General features: G+C 56.5%; 23 protein-coding genes. 5 read left to right on the forward strand and 18 right to left on the reverse strand.

The window, feature by feature from the left end; genetic code table 11:
* Positions 1-32 precede the first annotated feature (32 nt).
* The 4 genes from dprA (at position 33) to aroE (ending at position 3,637) form a co-directional block, all read left to right on the forward strand.
* Positions 33-1,148: a DNA-processing protein DprA gene (gene dprA / locus FKN99_RS14825; protein WP_172118605.1), complete on the forward strand. Its 1,116-nt coding sequence runs from the start codon at positions 33-35 to the stop codon at positions 1,146-1,148.
* A gap of 51 nt (positions 1,149-1,199) precedes the next feature.
* Complete coding sequence (locus FKN99_RS14830; RefSeq protein WP_172118606.1) at positions 1,200-1,757, forward strand: L-threonylcarbamoyladenylate synthase; 558 nt, start codon at positions 1,200-1,202, stop codon at positions 1,755-1,757.
* Positions 1,758-1,845: 88 nt separating this feature from the next.
* Positions 1,846-2,769 (forward strand): oxygen-dependent coproporphyrinogen oxidase, encoded by a 924-nt coding sequence (gene hemF, locus FKN99_RS14835; protein ID WP_172118607.1) that lies wholly within the window; start codon positions 1,846-1,848, stop codon positions 2,767-2,769.
* A 46-nt stretch (positions 2,770-2,815) separates the two neighbouring features.
* Positions 2,816-3,637 (forward strand): shikimate dehydrogenase, encoded by an 822-nt coding sequence (gene aroE, locus FKN99_RS14840; protein WP_172118608.1) that lies wholly within the window; start codon positions 2,816-2,818, stop codon positions 3,635-3,637.
* A gap of 72 nt (positions 3,638-3,709) precedes the next feature.
* Here the strand turns inward: aroE and FKN99_RS14845 are convergent, their stop codons facing one another.
* The 16 genes from FKN99_RS14845 to trmJ form a co-directional block, all read right to left on the reverse strand.
* Positions 3,710-4,513, reverse strand: coding sequence for a M48 family metallopeptidase (locus FKN99_RS14845; protein WP_172118609.1), 804 nt, complete (start codon positions 4,511-4,513; stop codon positions 3,710-3,712).
* A gap of 219 nt (positions 4,514-4,732) precedes the next feature.
* Complete coding sequence (locus FKN99_RS14850) at positions 4,733-5,347, reverse strand: hypothetical protein (RefSeq protein ID WP_172118610.1); 615 nt, start codon at positions 5,345-5,347, stop codon at positions 4,733-4,735.
* A gap of 177 nt (positions 5,348-5,524) precedes the next feature.
* Positions 5,525-6,928 (reverse strand): ribosome biogenesis GTPase Der, encoded by a 1,404-nt coding sequence (gene der, locus FKN99_RS14855; RefSeq protein WP_172118611.1) that lies wholly within the window; start codon positions 6,926-6,928, stop codon positions 5,525-5,527.
* Complete coding sequence (gene bamB / locus FKN99_RS14860; RefSeq protein ID WP_172118612.1) at positions 6,925-8,094, reverse strand: outer membrane protein assembly factor BamB; 1,170 nt, start codon at positions 8,092-8,094, stop codon at positions 6,925-6,927. Before bamB ends, der begins: the two co-directional genes overlap by 4 nt.
* Positions 8,091-8,747 (reverse strand): YfgM family protein, encoded by a 657-nt coding sequence (locus tag FKN99_RS14865; protein WP_172118613.1) that lies wholly within the window; start codon positions 8,745-8,747, stop codon positions 8,091-8,093. Before FKN99_RS14865 ends, bamB begins: the two co-directional genes overlap by 4 nt.
* 81 nt (positions 8,748-8,828) lie before the next feature.
* Positions 8,829-10,124 (reverse strand): histidine--tRNA ligase, encoded by a 1,296-nt coding sequence (hisS, locus tag FKN99_RS14870; protein ID WP_172118614.1) that lies wholly within the window; start codon positions 10,122-10,124, stop codon positions 8,829-8,831.
* 45 nt (positions 10,125-10,169) lie between these two features.
* On the reverse strand, positions 10,170-11,285 hold the full coding sequence (ispG, locus tag FKN99_RS14875; protein WP_172118615.1) for a flavodoxin-dependent (E)-4-hydroxy-3-methylbut-2-enyl-diphosphate synthase: 1,116 nt from the start codon (positions 11,283-11,285) through the stop codon (positions 10,170-10,172).
* An 8-nt stretch (positions 11,286-11,293) separates the two neighbouring features.
* Positions 11,294-12,277 carry a RodZ domain-containing protein gene (locus FKN99_RS14880; RefSeq protein ID WP_172118616.1) on the reverse strand — a complete coding sequence of 328 codons (984 nt, stop codon included), beginning with the start codon at positions 12,275-12,277 and terminating at the stop codon, positions 11,294-11,296.
* A 35-nt stretch (positions 12,278-12,312) separates the two neighbouring features.
* Positions 12,313-13,050, reverse strand: a complete 738-nt coding sequence (gene pilW, locus FKN99_RS14885) for a type IV pilus biogenesis/stability protein PilW (RefSeq protein ID WP_172118617.1) — start codon at positions 13,048-13,050, stop codon at positions 12,313-12,315.
* Between the two features lie 100 nt (positions 13,051-13,150).
* Complete coding sequence (rlmN, locus tag FKN99_RS14890; RefSeq protein ID WP_172118618.1) at positions 13,151-14,335, reverse strand: 23S rRNA (adenine(2503)-C(2))-methyltransferase RlmN; 1,185 nt, start codon at positions 14,333-14,335, stop codon at positions 13,151-13,153.
* 83 nt (positions 14,336-14,418) lie between these two features.
* Entirely contained in the window at positions 14,419-14,844 is a 426-nt protein-coding gene (gene ndk / locus FKN99_RS14895) for a nucleoside-diphosphate kinase (RefSeq protein WP_172118619.1), read from the reverse strand.
* A 184-nt stretch (positions 14,845-15,028) separates the two neighbouring features.
* Positions 15,029-15,355, reverse strand: a complete 327-nt coding sequence (locus FKN99_RS14900) for a HesB/IscA family protein (protein WP_087106557.1) — start codon at positions 15,353-15,355, stop codon at positions 15,029-15,031.
* A gap of 31 nt (positions 15,356-15,386) precedes the next feature.
* Positions 15,387-16,562, reverse strand: a complete 1,176-nt coding sequence (locus FKN99_RS14905; RefSeq protein WP_172118620.1) for an aminotransferase class V-fold PLP-dependent enzyme — start codon at positions 16,560-16,562, stop codon at positions 15,387-15,389.
* 54 nt (positions 16,563-16,616) lie between these two features.
* Positions 16,617-17,084 carry a Fe-S cluster assembly transcription factor gene (locus tag FKN99_RS14910; RefSeq protein ID WP_087106560.1) on the reverse strand — a complete coding sequence of 156 codons (468 nt, stop codon included), beginning with the start codon at positions 17,082-17,084 and terminating at the stop codon, positions 16,617-16,619.
* A 78-nt stretch (positions 17,085-17,162) separates the two neighbouring features.
* Positions 17,163-18,002: a serine O-acetyltransferase gene (gene cysE, locus FKN99_RS14915; RefSeq protein ID WP_087106562.1), complete on the reverse strand. Its 840-nt coding sequence runs from the start codon at positions 18,000-18,002 to the stop codon at positions 17,163-17,165.
* 145 nt (positions 18,003-18,147) lie between these two features.
* On the reverse strand, positions 18,148-18,885 hold the full coding sequence (gene trmJ / locus FKN99_RS14920; RefSeq protein WP_172118621.1) for a tRNA (cytosine(32)/uridine(32)-2'-O)-methyltransferase TrmJ: 738 nt from the start codon (positions 18,883-18,885) through the stop codon (positions 18,148-18,150).
* Positions 18,886-19,082: 197 nt separating this feature from the next.
* Here trmJ and FKN99_RS14925 point away from each other — a divergent pair, with 197 nt between their 5' ends.
* Positions 19,083-19,877: an inositol monophosphatase family protein gene (locus tag FKN99_RS14925; protein ID WP_087106565.1), complete on the forward strand. Its 795-nt coding sequence runs from the start codon at positions 19,083-19,085 to the stop codon at positions 19,875-19,877.
* 159 nt (positions 19,878-20,036) lie between these two features.
* Here FKN99_RS14925 and secF read toward each other — a convergent pair whose 3' ends face one another.
* Together secF and secD are read right to left on the reverse strand one after the other, a co-directional pair.
* The gene (secF, locus tag FKN99_RS14930; protein ID WP_172118622.1) at positions 20,037-20,963 is read right to left on the reverse strand and encodes a protein translocase subunit SecF; all 927 of its coding nucleotides are present in this window, start codon (positions 20,961-20,963) and stop codon (positions 20,037-20,039) included.
* Between the two features lie 79 nt (positions 20,964-21,042).
* The gene (secD, locus tag FKN99_RS14935; protein ID WP_087106568.1) at positions 21,043-22,896 is read right to left on the reverse strand and encodes a protein translocase subunit SecD; all 1,854 of its coding nucleotides are present in this window, start codon (positions 22,894-22,896) and stop codon (positions 21,043-21,045) included.
* Positions 22,897-22,975 lie beyond the last annotated feature (79 nt).

Consider the following 22,975-nt stretch of genomic DNA (forward strand, 5'->3'; position numbering starts at 1 on the left):
GGGATATTCAGCATGCACGTTGAGGAGCGTCGATGAATACCAGTGAGTGGTTAGTGGTCAACGCCTTGCCGGGCATGGGCGCACTGCGCATTACCCAGATGGTGGCACGCCAGCCGCGCTGGCCGGAAGGTTGGCTGGCGACACTGCCCGCTAACGCCGCCAGTGCCTTACGGCTGTGGCTTGAACACCCCGAGCGCAGCCCGCTTCAGCGATGCGTAGACGATGCGCGGGCATGGCAGCAGAGCGGACCAGCGCGACATATTCTGCATCGTCACCACCCGGCCTGGCCTGAGCTGCTCAACGAGCTACCGGACCCGCCCGCCATTCTTTGGGCCCAAGGGGATTTACAGGCGCTTGAAGGGCCAAGGATTGCCATGGTGGGAACCCGCAAACCCACCTCGGAAGGTAATGCCAATGCCCAAGGCTTTGCGCGGGAACTGGCTCGCCGAGGCTGGTGCGTGGTCAGCGGTATGGCGCTGGGCATTGATGGCATCGCTCAGCGCGCCGCGCTGAGTGCCGGTGGAAGCAGTATTGCGGTGTTAGGCTGTGGCGTGGACGTTATTTACCCGGCTCGACATCGCGACCTGCATGAGCAACTGAGCTGCGCGCCTGGCGGGTTATTGTTGTCAGAGCATCCGCCGGGCACCAAGGCGCGCCCCGCGTTCTTCCCGCGCCGCAACCGGATTGTGACCGGGCTTTCATTGGGGACGTTAGTGATCGAAGCCACCGAGAAAAGCGGCTCATTGGTGAGTGCTCGCTTGGCCCTGGAGCAGAACAAGGAGCTTTTTGCCCTGCCTGGGTCTTTGCACAATGTTCAGGCTCAAGGCTGCCTGCACTTGTTGCGGAATGGCGCAACGCTGGTGCGCCATGTCGACGATATGCTTGAAGAGTTGCAGCAGTGGGCGGGTAGCTTTTTACCCGCGTCCGTGAAGGCTTCGTCTCCCCCTTCAGGGTCAATGGCGCCATCAAGCGAACCACTGCCTGATGAGCTGCTTAACGTTTTATCGGCAACGCCGGTGCCGCTTGATTCACTGGTTCAGCATACCGGGGAGTCTGTCAGCAGCTGCCAGCAGCGGTTATTGATGCTGGAGCTTGATGGATGGGTCGCTCAGCAGGTGGGTGGTTGGGTACGCTTACCCAGGCCATGATAGGATGTGAGCATTCTCTTATCGCTAATTGCTTGTAGAGCAGGAGAGCCAATGAAACCGGCTGTCGACCTCGAAGTTGCCATTCATGCACTGCATGCTGGCGGTGTTATTGCGTGTCCCACCGAGGCCGTGTGGGGGCTTAGCTGTGACCCGGATAATGACGAAGCGCTTACCCGGTTAATGCGCATGAAAGAGCGCGACCCTTCCAAAGGCATTATTTTGGTGGCGGCCAGTATCCAGCAGTTTCAGCCCTGGCTAAACCAATTGCCGCTTGAACTGCATGCTCCACTTGCGGCCAGTTGGCCTGGCCCTAACACCTGGCTGGTGCCGGATAACGGTCGCAGCCATGCGCTGGTTCGCGGTGCTCATCAACGCGTGGCCTTACGCGTGACCGACCACCCCTTAATGAAAGCGTTATGCGAAGCGTTTGGCGGGCCACTGGTGTCGACATCGGCCAATCGTGCGGGTGAGGCACCTGCCATGAGCGATGAAGAAGTAGCCACTATTTTTGGGCAGGAGGTCGCCGCGATAGTAGCGGGCGAGCTGGGTGGGAATCCACGACCCAGCACCATCCGTGATTTAGCCAGTGGCCAGGTAATGCGCGCTTAAATAGATAAGTAAACGGCTTAAGTACCAAGTGCTTAAACGCGCTATGGTGAAGATTACTGTGTAGTAAAAATTTTGAACGGGAGTCATCGTGGCGCACGAGCATTTAGACGACGTTAAGCAGTACCTGCTCGGCCTTCAAGACCGGCTTTGTGAGGGGCTGGCCGCGGCTGATGGTAAAGCTGCGTTTAAGGAGGACAGTTGGCAGCGTGAGGAGGGCGGTGGTGGACGCTCACGCGTGATTGAGCAGGGCGGTGTCTTTGAAAAAGGCGGCGTCAACTTTTCCCATGTGTATGGTGCTCAACTGCCGCCCTCGGCAACGGCAGCCCGGCCGGAGCTTGCCGGTCGCAGCTTTCATGCGGTTGGAGTTTCCTGGGTGCTACATCCTGAAAACCCGCATGTCCCTACCAGCCACGGCAACGTACGCTTTTTTATGGCTGAAAAAGAGGGCGAAACGCCCGTCTGGTGGTTTGGTGGAGGCTTTGACTTAACGCCCTATTACCCGGTGCTTGAGGACGTTGTGCACTGGCACCAGGCGGCCAAAGCCGCCTGTGACCCTTTTGGCGATGATGTTTATGACCGCTATAAAGCGTGGTGCGATGAGTACTTTTATTTAAAGCACCGTGATGAGACCCGTGGGGTGGGCGGGCTGTTTTTCGATGATTTGAATGCTGGCAGTTTCGAGGAGTGTTTCGCCTTTCAACGCGCCGTGGGCGATAGCTTTTTAGAGGCTTACGTGCCGATTGTTAAGCGCCGCAAAGCGGCTGCCTGGGGCGAGCGTGAGCGAGCGTTTCAGCTTTACCGTCGCGGCCGCTATGTAGAATTTAACCTCGTATGGGACCGAGGAACGCTGTTTGGCTTACAAAGTGGCGGGCGCACCGAGTCAATTTTAATGTCGATGCCACCACTGGCGCGCTGGGAGTATGCCTATACGCCTGCCCCTGGCAGTGCTGAAGCCACGCTAAATGATTACCTGGTGCCAAGAGACTGGCTCAACGTGTCGGATAGGGCTTAAACATCGTGATCCACAGAAATATAAAACAGCGTACAGGAACGAGTTGATGAGTGACCTTTATTGCGTATTGGGTAATCCCATTGAGCACTCAAAATCACCCCTCATTCATAACGAATTTGCCCTGCAAACACAGCAAAAAATTGAATACACAGCACAACTGGCGCCGTTGGATGGCTTTACCGATGCCTGGCGAACGTTTGTTGGTAACGGCGGGCGAGGGGCCAACGTTACCGTACCCTTTAAGGAGGAGGCGTTTGCGCTCTGCGATACCCTGAGCAGACGTGCTCAGCGGGCTGGCGCGGTGAATACGCTGATAGTCGGAGGTAATGGCCTTACTTACGGCGATAATACCGATGGCGTTGGCTTGTTACGCGACCTTGCATATAACCGTGTAGCGCTTGCCGATAAGCGCATCCTGGTGGTGGGCGCTGGTGGGGCCGTGCGGGGAATTTTAGAGCCGTTACTCGCAGAAAAGCCTGGCGAGGTGGTGGTCGTTAACCGAACGGCTGAAAAAGCCCAACAATTGGCCGACGATTTTGCTGATTTGGGCGAGATTCACGGCGGAGGGTTTAAGGCAGCAAAAGGCCCTTTTAGTGTCGTGATCAACGGAACCAGTGCCAGCCTAACGGGCGATTTACCCCCTCTGCCGGGTCATCTGTTTGCAAACGATGCCTGGGCCTACGACATGATGTATGGCGCTACGCAAACGGTTTTCTTGAAGTGGGCAGGAACGCATGGTGCCCAGCGGTTGGATGGCCTGGGAATGCTGGTAGAGCAAGCCGCTGAAGCATTTTATCTATGGCGAAATGTACGCCCCGAGACGACTCAGGTACGCCAGATGCTGCGCAGAATGCTCAACGCGGGTTAGCCGCTTGCATGTGTTCATCAAAAAAGGGCCGAGATGGATCGGCCCTTTATCGTTACAAATTAAAGCAAAGGGTTACGGACGCTGGCAGTTAGGTGTGTGCCCGCTGTTGCGCGCCTGCTCGTAGGTGGCAAGCGCTGTGTCCATATTGGCTTGTAGGCCCTCAATGCGCTGCCCCTGGCTTGGGTGCGTCGACATCCAGGCCGGTGGCGCGCCACCGCCCGAGGCGGCCTGCATGTTTTCCCAGAGCGTAACGCTTTGACGCGGGTCAAAGCCTGCCTGTGCCATCAGGTCCAGGCCAATCACATCCGCTTCGCTTTCATGGCTACGTGAGAACGGCAAGGCAATGCCGTATTGCGCGCCCATGCCCAGCACGCCCATCAGCTGTTGTCCGCCAGGGGTTTGCATACCCGATGCGCTGGAAATAACCGAAAGCCCTAGTGACGTAGCGTTTTCGGTCGATGCCCGCTCATTGGCGTGGCGGGCAAGTACGTGACCAATTTCATGGCCTACCACGGAGGCCAGTTGATCCTGGTTGGTGGCAACATTCAGCATGCCGGTGTTGACCCCCATATAACCGCCAGGCAGTGCGAAGGCGTTGGGCTGTTCGGCTTCAAATACCCGGATTTGCCAGTCAAGGTTACGCTGTTCAGCCGGTAATACATCCACGATGGCATTGGTGATGCACTGCACATAGCGGTGGCTTGCCTGGCCTGCGGTAGGAATATCCTGCTGGTACTGGGCGAATGCCTGTTGGCCCATCTCGTTAAGCTGGTCATCAGAAAGCAGCAATAATTGCGAGCGTCCGGTAGGGGACGTTGAACAGGCCGCTAAAGAAGCGCATAGCGCAGTAACAGCAAAGGGACGAAGCCAACGCATGAGATGATTTCCTTAAAGATGATTGAATTCCATGCACACAAGATAACCACTGTGCAGGGTAAATCAATCCCCTTGTTGCCACTTAATGCACTTGAGGACAGTGATTAAGGACAGGGATTGAGGCTAGGGGGAAACGCTGAACTGAGCCGACATTTAACCAGATGACTTGACCACGTGGAGCATTGGCTAGCCTCTGTTGCCATGCTGGGCAGAAACAGCTTAACGCTGAGGGATTAGCTGACCATCTTCACCCACATTAAGGCGAATGGTCGGTGTGAGCAGCCCCGCCGGTAGCGTCATGCCTAGGCCGCGTAAATCGCCCGGCGTGATCGCAAGCTCACTGCCTGCGGGTAGTTCGCCTTGAGAGGCGAGCTGCTGGACCAGGTTCAGCATTGGCGCCATTTTTTGGGCATCGGTGCCCAGGATATCAAATGCCACCGGCAAGCGTAGATTGGCGCCGTCGCCCGAGGTTAATGAAACATCCTGGGTATACTCCCCTTCCACGGGGTCAACACCTGGCATGTCCAGCGTCCAGTTAAAGCCTGACATGGCTACTGCCGGCATTCCCGCAGGCAGCCCAAGGCCCATTGCGAGTGTTGCCTGAACCGGCAGGCTACCCATGCCCAGGCTTGAAGCCAGCAGGCTGGTCAAATCGCTGGTGTCCAGGCCTGCGTCAACGGAGTAGGGGCCAATACGTACATTCTCCACGCCGAGTGAGGTAATGGCCAAGCGAAAGGCAAATAGCCCCGTTTGGGGGAGTGCAAGGCAGCCGGTAAGCAGGCTTGCCAAACTCAGCATCACAAGCCAGCGCCAGTAACGAACGGCATATAACATAAGGTTCCCTCCTGAGAAGGGTGGTGGCGGCAAGCGCCGGGGAGCATGAGCGAGAAGCGCGGCTATTTGAGGGGCCGCGCTGGTTTCTGTCAAGCAAATTTGCACATGTTAGCTTAAAACAAAAAACGCCTGCTTAAACAAGCAGGCGTTATTACTGCGGGATAGCGCATGGAGCGTTTAGCGACGGCTTTTGCGTGCATCTTTAGTGCGGGTAAGCTCGCGCTTTTTGGCTTTCTCTTTATCACTGGCCCCGGCCATAGAGTCAAACGGGTTATCGCCTGAGCGGAACTCAAACCGCATGGGCGTGCCGCGCACCTTCAGCACTTTACGGAAAGTATTGATCAGATAGCGGCGATACGCTTCAGGAACCGACGCGGTCTGATTACCGTGCACAACGATAATCGGCGGATTACTGCCGCCCTGGTGGGCCATACGCAGCTTAATACGCCGCCCGTTAACCATCGGGGGCTGGTGCTGGCTGACCGCATCCTGTAACAGGGTCGTCAACCGGTTGGTCGACCAGTGTGCGTTGGCCGCATTAAATGCCCGCTCAATGGAGGGGTATAAATCACCCACTGCGGTACCGTGCAGAGCTGAAATAAAGTGCATTTCAGCGTAGTCGGCAAAGCCCAGGCGGCGCTTGATATCGGCACGCATCTTGTCTTTTGCTTCGCTCTCCAGGCCATCCCACTTGTTGATCGCCAGTACCAGCGCACGCCCCGTTGTCAGCACGTAATCCAACAGGTGAAGATCCTGCTCAACCAGGCCGCTGCGGGCATCCAGTACCATCACCGCCACATGACACTCTTTAATCGCGTCAAGGGTTTTGATAATGGAAAACTTCTCGGCAATCTCGCTAACGTTCTTGCGGCGGCGAATACCGGCGGTGTCGATCAACACATACGGCTTGCCGCGGCGCTCGAAAGGAATCTCGATAGCATCACGCGTGGTACCGGCTTCATCGAACACCACGACACGATCTTCACCCAGCAGGCGGTTGACCAGCGTGGATTTGCCCACGTTGGGGCGACCAATGACCCCAATGCGGATGCCTTTGGAACCGATATCCGCTGGAATGCTGGGGTCGCGCTCGGGAAACGGCTCAAGCACGGTATCAATCAGCGTTGAAACATTACGTCCGTGCGCGGCAGCAATGGCCCAAGGGTCGCCAAGGCCCAGCTTCCAGAAGTCGGCCATGGCCGAGTGCTCTTCCAGGCCATCGGTCTTGTTCACCACCAACCAGGTTTTTTTCTGGTTAACGCGTAGGTGGTTGGCAATCGCTTCATCCGCTACGTTAAGCCCGGCACGGGCATCGACCAGGAACAGGACAATATCGGCTTCATCAATCGCGGCAAGCGACTGTTCAGCCATCGCTGCATCAATGCCTTCCTCATCACCACTGATACCACCGGTATCAATCACCGTATAGGCTTTGCCGCCCAGCATGCCGTTGCCATACTTGCGGTCGCGGGTGAGGCCGGGAAAGTCGGCCACGAGTGCATCACGCGAACGCGTTAGGCGGTTAAACAGTGTCGATTTGCCCACATTGGGGCGACCGACCAAAGCAATGACGGGTGTCATGGAGTGACTTCCAGGGTTTCCAGACGACCATTGTCGGCCTGGACATGAATGGTGCTGCCATCAGTAATGGGGGACACGCTAATGCCGGATTTATGCACCCGGGTGCGGCCCACGATGTTACCTTCACGCGCGTCGATCAAATGGACATAACCTTCAAAATCGCCAACCACGATACGGCCATCAGCAAAGGCTGGGGCGGTAAGCCAGCGATCTTCAAGTTCATTGTTACGCCATATTTCTTGGCCATTTTCGGCATCAAGCGCGACGAGGTGGCTGTCGTCGGTAACCACATAAAGATAGTTACCCACCATCAGCGGTGAATGGCGGCTAGAGAGATTACTTTCCCAGAGTACGCTGCCGCGTGTGGCTTCCAGTGCCACCACGCGACCGTTGTAACTGGTGACAAACAGGCGGCCGTCAGGCGTAATCAGCGGCTGGCCGGCAATATCGACCAGTCGCTCAACTTCGCTACGGCCACTGGGGGTGGCGATTTGCATATCCCACAGCGGCTGGCCGCTACGGTTATCAAGCGTGGCTAGGCGTCCGTTTGCGAGGCCGACGAAAGTGACCGGGTCAATGACCATCGGCGTCCCGGTACCGCGAAGGGTAAGGGCAGGCTGAGAACTGGTATAAACCCAGCGCTCCTGACCGTTGGTGCGGTCTAGCGCCGTTATCTGACCATCAACGCTTTGGACGACCAGCAATTGCTGGTTGGCTTGAGGCGCGGCCAGTACTTCGCTGGATACTCTGGAGCGCCAGCTGACGCTGCCATCGCGTTGATCCAGTGCAATCACTTCACCGTTGCGAGTGCCCAGGTAGACCTGGCCTGCAATCGCGGTCAGTGCGCTGGAGATCGGTGTATCAAGCTCTACGCGCCACTCACGATTACCGGTATTAGCGTTTAACGCCATGACCAGGCCTTGTGCATCGGCGGCAAAGATCGTGCTGCCTTCACGGGAAGGGGCGATAGGGTAACGCGCACGGCCCAGGCCGCTGCCGATATTCTGGCGCCACTGGGTGGTCAGATTTGATGTTTCATCAAAGCTACGCAGCTCTTTGGGCGTATACGCGGGTTCGCCTTTATTGGCACAACCTGCCAGTAGAGCAATGGCTACCGCACCTAGCGTCACGCGCATGATCTGTTTGGAAAGACGCAGATTCATCATTGTGTCGCCTCCTCGGCGCCAAGATCGTCAAGCTTGAATGGTACGCCGTAAAGCGTTTGGTCGAGGCTCTCTGCAAGTTCCTGCGCGTTTTGCCAAGCGCTCCGCGCCTGATCGGTTTGCCCTAAGGCTGCGTAGGCGTCACCGCGGACGTTGGCTTGCTGCGCCGCCAGGGCTTCGCTGATCGGCTCATCCAGTAAAGCAAGTGCCGCTTCAGGATTACCGTTGGCGACCTCAATGCGTGCCAGACGCAGCCAGGCCAGGCTTTGCACATAGCGACGCGATGAGTTATCAGCTACCTGTTCAAGAGAGACCTTTGCCGCATCGATATCGCCCTGCTGTACGGCTAACCGAGCGTCCATAAGCAGCGCCAATTCAGCATAGAGCGTTTTGCCATAATCGTCGGTAAGCTCGCTAATGAGCTCGCGGGCGCTGGCCGTTTGCTGCTCATCCAGCTCGTTGGCCATGGCAACGTTGATCAATTGCTGGTAGCGCACTGAGGCGGCTTCCGACTGACCTTGCTGATAGTTTTGCCATGCATTCCAGCCAAAGACGCCCGCAGCAGCAAGAGCGGCACCTGCAATCAGAGAGGTTCCATTCTCTTTCCACCAGCGCTTAACGATGTCCAGCTGCTCTTCTTCGCTTCGATCCGCCACGGGCGGCCTCCTATTGCATAAAATCGCCGCAGCACAGCGGCGATTAGTTATTTGTAAGCGCACAGCGCCTGTTCGGTTGGCTTAGTGGGCCAGCAGGTCGCCTAGCGTGGCAGAAAGTGCCGCTTGGCTCACGCGTTGCTGTTCGCGGTCATCGCGCAAGAACTTAAGCGTGGCGGCGTGTTCGGCCAGTTCGTCCTCGCCCAGCAGGATGGCGATGGGCGCAGCGCTTTTATCGGCCTTTTTCATGCGGCTCTTAAAGCTACCACCGCCGCAGTGCAGTTGAAGGCGCAAGTCGGGAAGCTCACTACGCAGCTGTTCGGCAAGCGTGAGCGCGGCAATCGTTGCGTTATCGTCCATAGGCAGGAGATAGACATCGCAGCCGCCCAGGGCTTCGTCCGGCACCAGGTTTAGCGTCTCCAGCAACAGGATTAACCGCTCAATACCCATGGCGAACCCAACCGCCGGGGTCGGTTTGCCGCCCAGCTGTTCCACCATGCCATCGTAACGACCGCCAGCACATACCGTGCCTTGGCTACCCAGCGCACTGGTGGTCCATTCGAACACCGTACGGCAGTAGTAGTCGAGCCCGCGCACCAGGCGAGGGTTGATCACAAAGGGGATGCCCGCCGCATCCAGCATGGCTTTCAGCTGCTCGAAGTGTTCGCGCGACGCATCATCAAGATGATCCATGAGCTGCGGGGCGCCGTTAAGCATGTCTGCCATGGCCGGGTTTTTAGAGTCCAGAATGCGCAGCGGGTTAGTGATCAAACGGCGCTGAGAGTCCTCGTCGAGAATCTCGCGGTGCTGCTCAAAGTAGGTCACCAACTTATCGCGGTAGGCGGCGCGCGCCTCGGACGAGCCCAGCGAGTTAAGCTCAAGCGTGACATGCTCAAACAGGCCTAGCTCTTTCCACAGGCGCGCCGAGAGCAGAATCACTTCGGCATCGATATCCGGCCCTTCAAAGCCGTATGTCTCAACACCTACCTGATGAAACTGACGATAGCGGCCTTTTTGAGGGCGCTCGTGACGAAACATCGGACCCTGGTACCAAAGTCGTTGGGTCTGGTTGTAGAGCAGGCCGTGTTCCATCGCTGCGCGCACGCAACTGGCGGTGCCTTCAGGACGCAGTGTCAGGCTATCGCCGTTGCGGTCGTCGAAGGTGTACATCTCTTTTTCGACGATATCGGTCACTTCACCAATCGAGCGGGCGAACAGCGCTGTTTGCTCGACAATCGGCGTGCGAATTTCATCGAAGCCGTAGCGATGCATTAACTGACGTACTTTGGTCTCAAAAAATTGCCAGCGAGGACTATCGCTGGGCAACAGGTCGTTCATACCACGGATGGCTTGAATCTTTTTAACAGCGGACTTGCTCAATGAAAACTCCTCGTTCTGCATCCTGGCTGATGCATGGCCCCGGCATTAAACGCTGCGGGCGATCATGTCATCTTCTTGCTGCTGTTTTTGGCGCACTTTTTCGCGGATCATCCGCTCAAGATCATCCACCAGGTGGTCGTTACGCAGTTTGCTGGCCGGTTTGCCGTCGATATACACCAGGTTGGCGGGGCTGCCGCCGGTCAGGCCAATATCGGTCTCTTTTGCTTCACCCGGGCCGTTAACGACGCAGCCAATCACCGAAACATCCAGCGGCGTCATGATGTCTTCCAGACGCTCTTCAAGCTGATTCATGGTGCTGATAACGTCAAAGTTTTGGCGTGAGCAGCTGGGGCAGGCAATAAAGTTGATGCCCTTGGCGCGCAGGCGCAGGCTTTTGAGCATATCAAAGCCGACTTTAATCTCTTCTATCGGGTCGGCGGCAAGTGACACACGAATCGTGTCGCCGATACCATCCATCAGCAGCATACCCAGGCCAATAGACGACTTAACGGTGCCCGAGCGCAGCCCGCCTGCTTCGGTAATACCCAAGTGCAGCGGCTGCTCAATACGCGTGGCAAGGTCACGGTAAGCCGCAACGGCCATAAACACATCAGAGGCTTTGACGCTGACCTTGTACTCTTGAAAATCGAGCCGATCCAGGTGGTCGATATGGCGCATGGCAGATTCTACCAACGCGGCAGGCGTGGGCTCGCCATACTTTTTCTGAAGGTCTTTTTCCAACGAACCGGCGTTAACGCCAATGCGGATAGGAATGCCGTTATCACGTGCGGCACTCACCACCGCGCGTACGCGGTCTTCACGGCCAATATTGCCGGGGTTGATGCGCAGGCAGTCAACGCCTAGCTCCGCGACGCGCAGGGCGATCTTGTAGTCAAAGTGAATGTCGGCCACCAACGGCACACCCACCTGCTGCTTGATTTTGCCAAAGGCTTCCGCAGCGTCCATGTCCGGTACGGAAACGCGTACGATGTCAGCACCGGCTTTTTCCAACTGCTGAATCTGCCCAACGGTAGCCGCCACGTCCAGCGTGTTGGTGTTGGTCATGCTCTGTACGGAAATAGGCGCATTTCCGCCTACCGCCACATTGCCGACGTGAATCTGGCGGGACTGGCGGCGTTTTATCGGAGAAGGGGCGTGCATAAGACGGGTCACTCTCCCAGGGTGAATCGGGCGACATTGTTGGCGCCTGCGCGTTCTGCAAGGTTGATCTGCTCACCTTGGTAACGCAGTACGACGCCAGTGGCGTTTCCTACGGTTAAACGAAACGGCGGCACACCTTCAACGGTTACATTGGTGCCGGGCGTTTGTAAGCCAACAAATACACGTTGATTGTTGGCATCGAAAATTTCAGTCCAGGACTGCTCGTTAAACGTGAGCTCCATCTGGCCTGGGTTGCCTGCCGGGGCCGTTGCCGCTTCCTCGGTGGCACCTTCATCAGCGTCTGCTGCATCAGTATTGGTCGCATCCGTATCTGCCGCAATATCAAGCGCGGCAGACTCGTCGACTGTCGCGGTCTGCTCCGCGTTATCAGTAGGCAGTGTTTCACTATTACCAGCGGTATCACCCGTGGCCGTATCGTTTTCCGGCTGGGCAGGCGAGGTGATGGCGGGCTGCTGAGGCGGCGTGGGCTCAGCGCCAGTATCTGATACCGGCGGTACTTCGCTACCTTCTTCAACGCTGGACGTCTCATTAAAGCCAGGCGGCTCGCTGCCACCACGGCTCTGCCACCACATGACGGTTACGCCGATCAGGCCAGCAATCACCAGCAAGGTCACCAGCTTAAATAGCCAGGCGCCCAGCTTTGAGGGGGGCCGACTAACCGCCACCGGAATAACTTTTCGCTCGGCATCCGCGGCGCCATAGCGCTCCTGGTAAGCGTCCAGGATCATATGCTCGCTCAGACCCAGGTATTTGGCGTAGGAGCGCAGGTAGCCACGACGGTAAGCAATAACCGGAATTTCGTCATAATGATCATGCTCAAGGCCATCAACGACGGCCGGGCGTAAATTAAGCGCGCGCGCCGCCTCTCCAATGGGCACGCCGAGCTCTTCTCGTTGGCGCAAGAGCATCTCGCCGGGTGAGGAGGTGGTACGGGAGGAAGTAACGCTATCTTGTAACTGTGTGTCGCTCATGGCTGAGCATCCTTAAAAATTAAGTGGTCAGGGCGTCAGTTCATAAGGCCAAGCTGGCGCTGGTAATCGGCTGCCGTGGCATGGTCGCCTTGGGCATGAGCGATATCAATTGCCATTTCCAGCGCTGCCCGGTCTGGCCCGGCCAACTGCAAATAGGTGTGCAACGGTGACCAGGCCTCATGGTAATTGCCCTGTGAAACTTCCAGTTCGGCTAACGTCAAGTACCCCCGCGACTGCCGCGGGTCGATACGCTGCGCGCGGGCTAAACGCCCACGCGCTTTATCAAATTCTTCCAGCGCCAAATAACATTGGCCCAGGTTGGTAAAAAGCTGGGCACGGTTGGCGTACTGGGCATCGTTAGATGCGTTTTCCAACTGATCGCAAGCGGCAGCAATATGCCCCTGCTGATACAAAAATGCCGCGTAATTATTGCGGGCACGGGTAAATGTCGGGTCGGCGTCGATCGCTTGTTTAAAATATTGGTCGGCAAGTTCGATGTCGCCCTGCTGTTGATAGACCATGGCTAAGGCCTGCAATGCTTTGGCATGGTGCGGGTCGATCTCCAGCGCGTGACCCAGGGCGGCGCGCGCCCGTGGGAGATTGTTGCGCTCCAGGTAGGCAACGCCGAGCTGCGTATACGCATCCTTGGCGTCATTGCTTGCCTGAGAGGGTAACGTGTTTGATGTGGCACAACCGGCGAGCCATACGCTGCTCAACAGTACAGCGAACATGGGCACCCTAAACGGGTTAAAACGCCTGTAGTGACAGATCATGTTGATCCTCATGGTGTAAATAGCTAACTAACCGCCGGCACAACGAATAAACCGTGTCCATCAAAGCGCTGTGCTCGTCGGAAGTCAAGATAAGCACCGTTTAGTCAGCGTCAATCTGTACCGATTGGATATAGCGAGCGCTGCGCTTTGTCCGGTCTTTCACGCGTCCCACTAACTGACCGCAGGCTGCGTCGATATCCTCACCCCGAGTCATACGAACCGTCGCGTTATACTCCAAATCATACAGCCACTGTTGAAAGCGCATGACCTGGTTGCGTGATGGTTTTTCATATCCTGAGTTAGGAAACGGGTTAAACGGTATCAAATTAATCTTACAGGGCAACTCTTTAAGCAGCGCGGCGAGCTGTTCGGCATGCTCTTGCTGGTCGTTAACATCCTTGATCAGCGTGTATTCAATAGTGACCTGGCGATTGTCCGGGCACTTGGACAGGTAGCGATGACACGAATCCAGCAACATTTGGATGTTGTATTTGCGGTTGATAGGCACCAGCTCATTGCGCAGCTCGTCTGTCGAGGCATGCAGCGAAATAGCCAGGCTTACGTCCATCTCGTCGCCGAGCTTGTCGATCATCGGCACAACGCCTGAGGTCGACAGCGTAACGCGACGCTTGGAGAGCCCGTAGCCGTTGTCATCCAGCATTAACTTCATGGCCGGCACTACGTTGTCAAAGTTGAGCAGGGGTTCGCCCATGCCCATCATGACCACGTTGGTAACCGGGCGGTTAGCGGTGTCACGGCGCGGCCCGACGCTGCGCTGTGCAACCCATACTTGGCCAATGATTTCGGCGGCGGTAAGGTTACGCTGAAAGCCCTGTTTGCCGGTGGAGCAGAAACTACAGTCCAGCGAGCAGCCCACTTGAGAAGAGACGCACAGCGTACGCCGCTTGCCGTTTTCAGCGGGAATCAGCACGGTTTCAACGTAGCTGCCATCCTCTACTTCTAATACCCACTTACGGGTACCGTCGGCTGAGGTGCCTTCGTAAATAACGCTGGGACCACGAATTTCGGCCACTTTTGCCAGCTTTTCGCGCAACGGTTTGGACAGGTTGGTCATCGCGGTGAAGTCATCGCTACCTTCCTGGTGGATCCACTTCATCAACTGAGCGGCGCGGAATTTCTTCTCGCCAATCGACAAAAAGAACGCTTCCATCTGTTCGCGCGACATGCCAAGCAGGTTCTGGCGCTCAGGCGCTTTTGCCGCTGGCGTTTCACTGTCAGGCGCAGATTGGGGAGCGGGCGTATGTTGGGCTACGGTGGTGGTCATGGTGGTCAGCGTTCTAGAAAGGGCGGGGGCCAGGCCCCCGCGAAAATGGCCGGCAACGAATGTTGAAACGGCGCCGCTAAAAATTAGCGCGGGCAGATTTCGTCATTACCGAAGAAGTAGCTAATTTCGCGCGCAGCGCTTTCTGCAGAATCGGAACCATGGACAGCGTTAGCGTCGATTGTTTCCGCGAAGTCAGCACGAATAGTGCCCGGGGCCGCTTCTTTAGGGTTGGTAGCACCCATCAGGTCACGGTTTTTGGCAATCGCGCCTTCACCTTCAAGTACTTGAACAACCACCGGGCCGGACGTCATGAAGCCCACGAGGTCTTTAAAGAACGGACGCTCTTTGTGCTCGGCGTAGAAACCGCCCGCTTTCTCTTCAGAAAGGTGGGTCATTTTAGCAGCAATAACCTGCAGGCCGGCTTTTTCAAAGCGAGCGATGATGTCGCCAATGGCGTTTTTGGCAACGGCATCGGGCTTGATGATAGACAGAGTGCGTTCAGTAGCCATGTAAATATCTCCTTGAGGCCTTTAGAGAAAGGGATAAAGCAGAAATTGCCGCCTCGGCAAACCGGGGCGGCGAAGGAAAATCGTTTCGGCAAAATGACGGTAGTGCCCACCGATTACCGAGTGGGCGCGATTATAGCGCCTCAAGCGGGGGTTGAATACCGATGATGACATTGGCGCCTACGGTTTACACCGTAAAGCTTTCACCGCAGCCGCATTCATCTTTAACATTTGGGTTGTTGAACTTGAAGAAGCGGTTCAGCCCTTCGCTGACATAGTCCACTTCGCTACCATCCAGCATCTCAAGTGCATCAGGTGCCACATAAACGCTGGCGCCGTGATCTTCAAAGAGAACTTCGTCACTGCCGACTTCATCGGCAAAGTCCAGCACATAGCTGTAGCCCGAGCAGCCGCTGGGCTTGACCGATACACGTAGGCCTAGGCCTTGGCCACGTTCATCAAGCACATGGCGGATCTGTTGTGCGGCAGCTGGGGTAATGTTGAGTGTTGCCATAAGGCGTGCTCCTTGTAAAAGCGCTAGCCGCTTAGCGTGGCAGTGTTCGTAAACCGCTCACCGCGTGGCGAATGAGGGTTAGCGCGTGATCAATATCGTCTTGCGTGGTGAAGCGTCCAAAACTAAAGCGTAGCGATGAAAGTGCTAGCGTGCGCGGAACGCCTACCCCGAGTAAGACGTAAGAGGGGTCAACGCTTGCCGAGTTGCAAGCGGAGCCGGTAGAAATGGCCACATCGCGCAGGGCCATCAACAGCGACTCACCGTCGATGCCTTCAAACGCGAGGTTCAATATATTGGGTACTGCGCGGTCAAGCGGAGTATTGGCCACCACGCCATCCAGTGTTTCAAGCCCCTTTAAAAAGCGCTGTTGTAGGTGCGTGATATGTGCCTGATCGTTAGCATGCTCTTTTTGTATTAACAAAAATGCTTCACCCATCCCGGCAATTTGATGCGTTGGGAGGGTGCCGGAGCGCATGCCGCGCTCATGCCCGCCACCGTGAATCAATGCCTCAAGGCGAATGTCCGGGTGGCGTTTTACATACAGCGCGCCCACGCCTTTGGGGCCATAGGTTTTATGCCCGGAAAGGGACATTAAATCGATCTTTTGCGCCACCACGTCCAGCGGGATTCGGCCAACGGCCTGAGCTGCGTCGGTATGGAAAACCGCGCCAAATTCATGAGCGACCTCGGCAAGCGCGGCAATATCGTTAATGCTGCCTAGCTCATTGTTGACCGCCATTAATGAAACCAGCGCGGTGTCATCACGCATGGCAGCACGTAGCATCTCCGGCGAAATGGTACCGTCGTGTGCGGGCGTAAGCCAGGTAACGTCAAAGCCTTCTCGCTCAAGCGCAACCGCCGTATCAACGATTGCCTTATGCTCAATGGTAGACGTGACCAGGTGCATGCCGCGTTCGCGGTTGGCGCGCAGGTAGCCAATCAGCGCCAGGTTGTCAGCTTCTGTTGCACCGCTGGTCCAGACAATTTCACGCGGGTCGGCGCCAATGGTATCGGCTACCTGGCGACGCGCCTGCTCCACCACTTGTTCAGCCTGCCAGCCTAGCATATGGCTGCGCGAGGCAGGGTTGGCAAATAGCTGGTCCGCGGTCAGATAGCGCTGCATAACCTCGGCTACGCGGGCATCCACCGGCGTAGTGGCGGCGTAATCCAGATAAATAGGCAGTGAAGGTGTGGTTGTCGTTGTCATGAAGACCCGCTTAATTTAATAGCGCCAGGGCAGCGGTAATAACGCCCTTGGCCATTACGGTGATGAGGCGAGAATACCCGCTTCAACGCGATTTTTTTGCCGCGAGGCGATACGTAGAACATCGGGGCGCTGCATCAATTGGGCAAGGGTGATGTCATCAAGAAAATGTCGAATCTGGCCGGATAGTTCGCACCACAAGTGGTGGGTCAGGCAGGTGCTTCCCTGCTGACAGTCGGATAATCCTTGGCAGCGGGTGGCATCTACCGTTTCATCAACGGCATCAATGACTGCTGAAACGCTAATATCGGCCGCCGGTTTGGCCAGCAAATAGCCGCCGCCCGGGCCGCGAACGCTGCGGACAAGCCCTGAGCGGCGCAGGCGCGCAAACAGCTGCTCAAGATAGGAGAGGGAAATCCCCTGACGCTGCGAAATATCCCCCAGACTGGTCGGGCTGAGCTCGCCGTTCAGCGCCAAGTCGAGCATGGCGGTAACGGCGTAACGGCCTTTGGTAGTTAAACGCATGACAGGCACCTCGGCGCTGAACGTTCAGCGTGCTCCCGGCAAATGTGCTGCCATTATGGGAAAGCCTGAGTAGTTTGGTCAACCTTTAGCCGGAGGCGGCGTATTGTCATCTGAGCTTTTGGGAGCGCAACCGGTATCGTTTTCATCCAGAATATCGGCAAAGTCTTCATCGCGCAGCGCGGGCAGGCTTCCTTCATGGTAACTGCCATCAAGCTTACGCAGCGTTGAACACATTCGTTCAATGCGCTCATCCACCGCGTGCATGTGATCCAGCATTGCCTGCATGGAGCGCGCCACCGGGTCGGGCATGTCCTGGCTGACACCGTAGGCGTCAAAACCAAATTTTTGGCAGATGGCCTCGCGACGAACCGGGTCTACCTCTAGCGCTTCTTCAACGTCGGGGTCGGTGCGTTTAACAATCTTGCCGGGAATGCCCACCACCGTTGCGCCAGGCGGTACTTCCTTGGTGACCACCGCGTTCGAGCCAACCTTTGCGCCAGCACCCACGGTAAAGGGACCGAGAATTTTAGCCCCCGCGCCGACAATAACGCCATCCTCAAGGGTGGGGTGGCGCTTGCCCTTGTTCCAACTGGTGCCGCCGAGTGTGACGCCCTGATACAGCGTTACGTTGTCACCAACCTGCGCGGTTTCTCCAATCACGACCCCCATGCCGTGATCAATAAAAAAGCGCCTACCGATAGTGGCCCCTGGATGAATTTCGATGCCGGTCAGCCAGCGGGAAAACGTAGACAGCGTGCGGGCCAGCCATTTCAGGTTTTTTTTCCATAGCCAGTGACCGCAACGATGAATTAACAGCGCGTGGAGGCCGGGATAGTTGGTCAGTACCTCTAAAAAATTGCGGGCCGCCGGGTCGCGGTCAAATACGCTGTTAATGTCTTCACGTAGGCGTTGGAACATGAGTGATCCTTGGTCAGGGCTGGCACGCGGTCATTTAAGGCATCGCGGATGACGTAACGCATCGTTCATCGTTAGCAGGATAGCGAGGTTGGGGCGCGGGTGCGTAACTTCAAGTTTTGCCCCACCCCAGATTTGCGGATGCCGGTTATTGTTTGTCTGCTGATTTTTCCGTTGCGGTTAAAATGCCGCGTAAAATGTTCATCTCCATTTTTTCGGGGCGGGCGCGCAAATAGAGCCTGCGTAGCCGCGCCATCAACTGACGAGGCTGGGCTGGGTCATGAAATTCAATGGTAATTAGCGTGCGCTCCAGGTGCTCGAAATAACGCTCCAGCTCTTCGTGGGGCACTAGCTCATCATCAGTATCAGGCGTGGGCGCTGCGTCCTGCTGGCTTAACCATGCCATGCGGCTTTCGTAGGCAAGTACCTGAACGGCGGCGGCCAGATTCAGCGAGCTAAAGTCAGCATTGGTGGGAATATGGACATGGGCGTGGCAACGCTGCAGCTCGGCGTTGGTCAGGCCGCTATCTTCCCGGCCAAAGACCAGTGCGACGCGTGATGTTGATGCCTGACATTCGCCGGATAGGCGGTCTGCCAGTTCGCGCGGTGTCAGCATGGGCCAGGGCAGGGTGCGCGAGCGCGCACTCGCGCCAACGGCCAGCGTGCAGTCGGCAACGGCATCTTCAAGCGTTGCATGTACGCTGGCCTGATGCAGAAGATGATCCGCACCGGAGGCGCGCGAAATGCTGTCCTGAGTAATGATCTCGCAGCGCGGAGCCACCAGCGCCAAATCGGCCAGGCCCATGTTGTGCATGGCGCGAGCAACGCCGCCGATGTTGCCTGGATGGCTAGTGCCGATTAAAACGATACGAATGCGCTCAAGCATAATGATAGGGCTCGATAAATGTGAACAGGGCTTGATGAAGAACAGGGCTTGATAAAGAACATAGCGAACAAACGCGGAAAACGAGCAGTTTAGCACGAGTCGATAGCGTGCCCGAGAGGGGTCTGCTAGAATTGCGCGCCATAGGCAATTATTCCTTCGCCTAACGTTCTTTAACATCACTGTGACAAGGCCCGATCATGAATCCGATGGTCCAATTTACGTTGCGCGCAGCGCGCAGCGCAGTTGAACAGTTTCAACGTGTTCGTGAGCGTATCGAAAACGCTCATGAAGAATCCAATCTTGACCGTCTGCTTGAAGACACGGCGCGCAAGGCCGAGGCGACCATTATCCACCAGTTGGAGCGTGGCTACCCCCAGCACGGCTATGTGGGTCGCTACACCTCGCATAAAGCGGGTGAAGACGAAGGTAGTGAGACCGTTTGGAAGATCGAACCCATTCATGGCTACTCTAATTTAGCGGTAGCGGGTAAAGGCTTTGCTCTCTCAGTGGTGTGTCTGGTTAAAGGCCGCCCGGAACACGCGGTGGTTATCTCACCGTTTGGCGATGATGAATATATCGCCAGCCGTGGTCGTGGCGCTCAACACAATGGCAAGCGTATGCGGGTTAGCAAACCCACCGCGATTACCGGTACGCGTTTAGCCATGAGCCTGCCCGAAGCGTGGCTGCGTCCTGGCAACTTGCCGGCATTTCTTACCGTTACCCAACAACTTGCACCTCAGGTAGAAACTCTTGTCGCGACGGGCTGTGGCCTGCTGGACATGTGTGAGCTGGCCAGCGGCCGAGTGGACAGCGCCTTTGTACTGGGTATGGAAGAGCAGGATATGCAGGTGGGTACGCTGTTTTTGAAAGAAGCCGGTGCGCTAATGGGCACGCCCGATGGTCAGCCGAGCGTTAAGGTGGAAGGCCAACTGATGGCCGCTGGTCCACGTCTTTACAAGGCGCTGATCAAACAACTGGCGCCGCATTTTTGATGGGCTGGTAGTAAATGAATAGTTGGAAATGAATGGCTGGTAGTTAATAGCACGCTGTGAATGTTGAGTGGTAGACGTTCCAGGTTGCCAGCCAACCACTAAAAAGGCCCTGCCGGGTTATCCCGGCAGAGCCTTTTGTCGTTATACAAGAACGGTTTGTTACGGCAGCTCTTCTTCCTCTTCATCAAGCTCTTTTTTGGTGGGGATCAAGTCCTCACGCGAAAGCTTGAGCGGCAGAAGCAGCGCGCCAGAGATGTAGATGGAGGAGAACGTGCCGACGCCAATACCGATCAGCAAGGCGATAGCGAAGTTCTCGATCATATCGCCACCGAGGATTAACAGGGCAAACAGTACCAGCATGGTCGTGCCGGAGGTTGCCAGCGTGCGCGATAGCGTGGCGTTGATGGCTTCGTTGATGATCTGCGTCATATCGTCGATACGTGACGTACGGATATTCTCACGAATACGGTCATAGACGACGATTGTGTCGTTCAATGAGTAGCCGATAACCGCCAGAATCGCCGCCAGCACGGTCAGGTCGAACTCAAGATGAAAGAGTGCGAACACGCCCACGACGATAATCACATCGTGAAGCAGCGCCAACAGCGCACCGATGGCAAACTTGTACTGGAAGCGGAAAGCGACATACAGCATGACCACACCGAGCGCGACCAGCAGGCCAAGGCCGCTTTGATCGCGCAGCTGATCGCCCACCTGGGCGCCAACAAATTCAGCGCGCACCAGAGTAACGCTGTCTCCGCTGGCACTTAGCAGGTTGACAACGTCGCTGCCAACGTCAGGATCAAAGGCCTGTTGCAGGCGAATAAGCACCTCGGTTGATGCGCCGAACGTTTGTACAGAAACATCCTGGAAGCCGCTTTCTACCAGCAGAAGGCGAATGGCATCCAGCGAGGGTGCGGCGCCGTAGCGAACTTCGATCAGTGTGCCGCCAGTGAAGTCGAGCCCCAGGTTGAGCTGTTGGGAGAGCAGGGCGCCAATCGACACGATGAGCATCACGGCAGAGGCGATAAACGCAATATTGCGCCGCCCCATAAAGTCGATTTGCAGTTGTGATAGGGGTTTCATTGCCACCTCTTGCATTCGGGGCTGAGCACGTGGTTCAGATCCATGCTTTTTAAGTCTAGGTTCTTCAGATCCATATTGTTCAGATCCATAGCTTTTTGACGGGCCTGCTGCCATAGGTCAGGTTGACCAAGGCACGTGTCACCATTAGCGCGGTGAACATGGACGTCAAGATGCCGATAGACAGTGTGACCGCAAAGCCTTTGACCGGGCCGGTGCCAATCGAGAACAGAATGATCGCCACTAACAGCGTGGTAATATTGGCATCGACAATCGAGGTAAAGGCACGCTCATAGCCTGCATGAATGGCCTGCTGAATCGACAGCCCGTTACGCAACTCTTCACGTATTCGCTCAAAGATCAGGACGTTGGCATCCACCGCCATGCCCAGCGTTAGCACGATGCCCGCGATGCCAGGCAGGGTGAGCGTGGCGCCCAGCATCGACATGACCGCGACCAGAATCGTCAGGTTAAGGGCGAGCGCAATGTTGGCAAAAATGCCAAACACTTTATAGCGCGCCAGCATAAACAGCACGAGCAGCAGTAGGCCCACCTGAACAGAGAGCAGGCCGCGCTGAATGTTTTCCGCACCCAGGCTTGGGCCGATAGTGCGCTCCTGTACAAAGTAGATCGGCGCCGCCAGCGCACCTGAACGTAGCAGCAGCGACAGTTCGGCAGCTTCAGTGGGAGAGTCGAGCCCGGTGATTCGGAAGCTGTTGCCCAGCGCGCTTTGAATGGTGGCGAGGCTTATCAGGCCGCGCTCTACATAAGGCTCACGCTCAATCGTCTCTTCGCCGGTCTCAGGGTCAATGACGACCGTATCTTCGCTCTTGTGCTCGATAAATAGCACCGCCATATTGCGACCAATATTGGTGCGCGTGGCGCGGTTCATCAGCGTGCCGCCAGTGCCATCCAGGTTGATATTTACCTGCGGACGACCGTTTTCATCAAAACTGTTACTGGCGCTGGAAACGCTGTCGCCGGTAATGATCACATCGCGCATTAGCTCAGCAGAGCGTGATGCATCATTACGGAATACGTGAGTTTCCGTTTCCATGCTCGGCGTGTCGTTACGAGCTTCCAAGCGGAACTCAAGGTTGGCGGTCGCGCCCACGATCCGCTTGGCGGCCACTGTGTCCTGTACGCCGGGGAGTTCAACCACGATCTGGTTAGGACCTTGACGCTGCACCATCGGCTCGGCAACACCCAGCTCGTTCACCCGGTTACGCAGGGTGGTCAAGTTTTGGTTGATGGCGTAGTCCTGAATTTCGTTAATGGTCTGATCGCTCAGCGCCATCACCAGCCTGGAGGAGCGGCCGCTGCCTTCATTGGTATAGTCAAAGTTGGGGAAGTCACGGCTGATCAAACGGCGTGCATTGTCGCGGTCTTCAGTGCTTGCAAAGTCGATGGAGAGGGAGCGGCCTTCAACATCGGTATTGCGGTAACGAATACGCTCGCTACGCAACAGCTCGCGCATGGCGCTGGCATTCACTTCCAGGCGCTGGGTGAGTGCCGCTTCCATATCTACTTCCAACAGGAAGTGAACGCCACCGCGCAGGTCAAGCCCCAGTGTCATGGGGGAGGCGGAAAATGCTTGCAGCCAGGCCGGCGTGGCTTCTGCCAGGTTTAGTGCGACCGTCGCGTCATTGCCTAAAAGGTCGGCGGCAATATCGCGAGCATTGAGCTGGTCGTTGTCGTTACGCAGGCGAATCAGCCACAGGCCGTTAACTTCTTCGACGCCTTTAACAGCGATGCCGTTTTCGCCGAGTGCGTTCTCAACGCGTTCAATTTGGCGCTCATTCAGCGTTTCGCCTTGGGCGCTACTGAGCTGAATAGCGGGATCTTCGGGGAATAAGTTGGGAAGCGAATAGATAAGGCCAACCACCAGGACGACCAGTATCAGCAGATACTTCCACAGGGGGTAACGGTTGAGCATGCAAGCCCTGCCTTCAATTACAAACGGAATTGCTGTGCGGGGAGCTCCACGCACAGCAAAATTTACCATCGTATCTACC

It is taken from the genome of Halomonas hibernica (genome assembly GCF_013183775.1).
In the GTDB taxonomy this organism is placed as follows: Bacteria; Pseudomonadota; Gammaproteobacteria; order Pseudomonadales; family Halomonadaceae; genus Vreelandella; species Vreelandella citrativorans.